This window comes from Mesorhizobium sp. M2A.F.Ca.ET.039.01.1.1 (assembly GCF_003998035.1).
GTDB lineage: Bacteria > Pseudomonadota > Alphaproteobacteria > Rhizobiales > Rhizobiaceae > Mesorhizobium.
This window is the reverse complement of sequence record NZ_RZRY01000826.1, coordinates 1-2,470: the sequence shown is the minus strand read 5'-3', so window position 1 is coordinate 2,470 and position 2,470 is coordinate 1. Positions and strand designations below refer to the sequence as shown.

The following is a 2,470-nucleotide window of genomic DNA, read 5'->3' as shown; positions in this document are numbered from 1 at the left end:
ATTCTGCATTCGCAGGCCCGTCGCCACGCTGCTGATGTCGTTCGCCCTCATTCTGGGCGGTATCTTTGCCTACAAGTTCCTGCCGGTGGCGGCGCTGCCGAGCGCCGAGTTTCCGGTGGTCAATGTTTCGGCCAGCCTGCCCGGCGCGTCGCCGGAGACGATGGCGACATCGGTGGCGACGCCGCTGATCAAGCAATTCGCGACGATCGCCGGCATCGATTCGATCTCGACCACCAATTCGCTCGGCCAGACCTCGATCGCCATCCAGTTCGTGCTGAACCGCGACATCGATGCCGCCGCCGCCGACGTGCAGGCGGCAATCGCGCGAACGCAAAGATCGCTGCCGCCGGAAATGACCTCGCCGCCGAGCTATCGCAAGGTCAATCCGGCCGACGCGCCGATCCTTCTGATGTCGCTGGTCAGCGGCACGGTCCCGCTGACCGATCTCGACGCCTTCGCGGAAAACGTCATCTCGCCTTCGCTGTCGACCATCGACGGCGTGGCCCAGGTGTCGATCTTCGGCCAGCAGAAATACGCGGTGCGCATCCAGATCGATCCGTCCGCGCTTGCCGCGCGCGGCATCTCGATCGATCAGCTGCAGGCGGCGATCGCCTCGGCCAACAGCAACACGCCGCTCGGCGTGCTGCAGAACAACAAGCAGCAGTTGACGATCACCGCCAACACGCAGCTGACCAGTGCCGCCGGTTTCTCCAACCTCATCATCGCCACGAAGAACGGCCATCCGGTGCGGCTGGGCGAGGTGACCCGCGTCGTCGATTCCGTGCAGACCACGACGACGGCGAGCTGGTATGACGGCACCCGCGCGATCATCATGGCGGTGCAGCGCCAGCCCGATGCCAACACCGTCGATGTCGTCGACAAGGTCAAGGCGATGCTGCCGTCCTTCCAGGACCAGATGCCGGCCGCCGCCCAGATCAAGCTGCTCAACGACCGCTCGACCTCGATCCGCCAGGCCGTCGACGACGTTCAGTTCACGCTGCTCCTGACCATCGCGCTCGTCGTGATGGTGATCTTCGTCTTCCTGCGCCGGGTGACGGCGACGATCATCCCGGCGGTGGCGGTGCCGATCTCGCTGATCGCCACGCTTGGCGCGATGTTCCTGTTCGGCTTTTCCATCGACAACATCTCGCTGATGGGACTGACCTTGGCCGTCGGCCTCGTCGTCGACGACGCCATCGTCATGCTCGAAAACATCTTCCGCCACATGGAAGAGGACGGGCTGTCGGCCTTCGACGCCTCGCTGAAGGGCGCGCGCGAGATCGGCTTCACCATCATCTCGATCTCGATCTCGCTGGTGGCGGTGTTCATTCCGGTGCTTTTGATGGGCGGCGTCATCGGCCGCATCTTCAACGAATTCGCCGTCGTGGTGACCGTCGCCATCCTGGCCTCGATGTTCGTCTCGCTGACGCTGACGCCGATGCTTTGCTCGCGGCTGTTGTCGGTGACGAAGGCGGATCGCGAGGCGCATAGCGCCGGCAGGCATGACATCGTCACCCGTGCCTATGACTGGCTCTTGAGCTTCTGCCTGCGCCACACCTTCCTGATTTTCCTGGTCTTCATCACCACTGCCGCGGCGTCGGTGTGGGTGATCCAGGTTTCGCCGAAGGGCTTCTTCCCGCAGGAAGATATCGGCCAGATATCGGTCACCACCATGGCGCGCCAGGACATCTCGTTCGACGCCATGGCGAAGCTGCAGGGGCAGGTGGCCAGCGTGTTCTCGAAGTCGCCCTATGTCGACCATGTGGCCTGGTCGGCCGGCAGCGGCAACAACGCGCTCAACCAGGGCCAGCTTTTCGTCCAGCTCAAGGGCAAGGACCAGCGCCCCAACATCGAGAAGGTGCTTGCGGATCTGAGACGCCAGCTGGCCGGCGTGGCGGGCATCGAGACCTACATGCAGCCGGTGCAGAACCTGCGGCTCGGCTCGCGGTCGTCCGCCAGCGCCTACCAACTCGTGGTTCAGGGGCTCGATACCAAGCAGACCGACGTCTGGGCACAAAAGCTTAATGATGCCATGGCCGCGGACCACACCATGTTCACCGACGTCACCAGCGACCTGCAGAACAATGCCTTGCAGGCATCGCTCGTGATCGACCGCGACAAGGCCGCCCAGCTCGGCATCGACACCGACACGCTGCGCTCGGCGCTTTATGGCGGCTTCGGTACCGACCAGGTCTCGACGATCTTCGGTTCGGCCGACAGCTATGAGGTCATCACCGAGCTCGACCCCAAGATCGAATGGTCGCCGGAACACATGCTGGCCATCCAGATGCGGACGTCGAGCGGGACTCTGGTGCCGCTGGGCGCCTTCGCCCGCGTCGACCGCACGGCCGGCGCCCTGACGATCAACCAGCTCGGACAGCTGCCGGCGGTGACGATCTCCTACAACCTGCCGCAGGGCGTGTCGCTCGGCGACACGGTGACCCGCATCGACCAGCTCAAGGAGCAGATC

The 2,470-nt window shown here is 64.2% G+C and carries 1 protein-coding gene; it reads left to right on the top strand.

Annotation, left to right across the window (positions count from 1 at the left end):
• A partial coding sequence (locus EOA24_RS34265) for an efflux RND transporter permease subunit (protein WP_133374766.1) occupies positions 1-2,470 on the top strand: 2,470 nt, incomplete at both ends.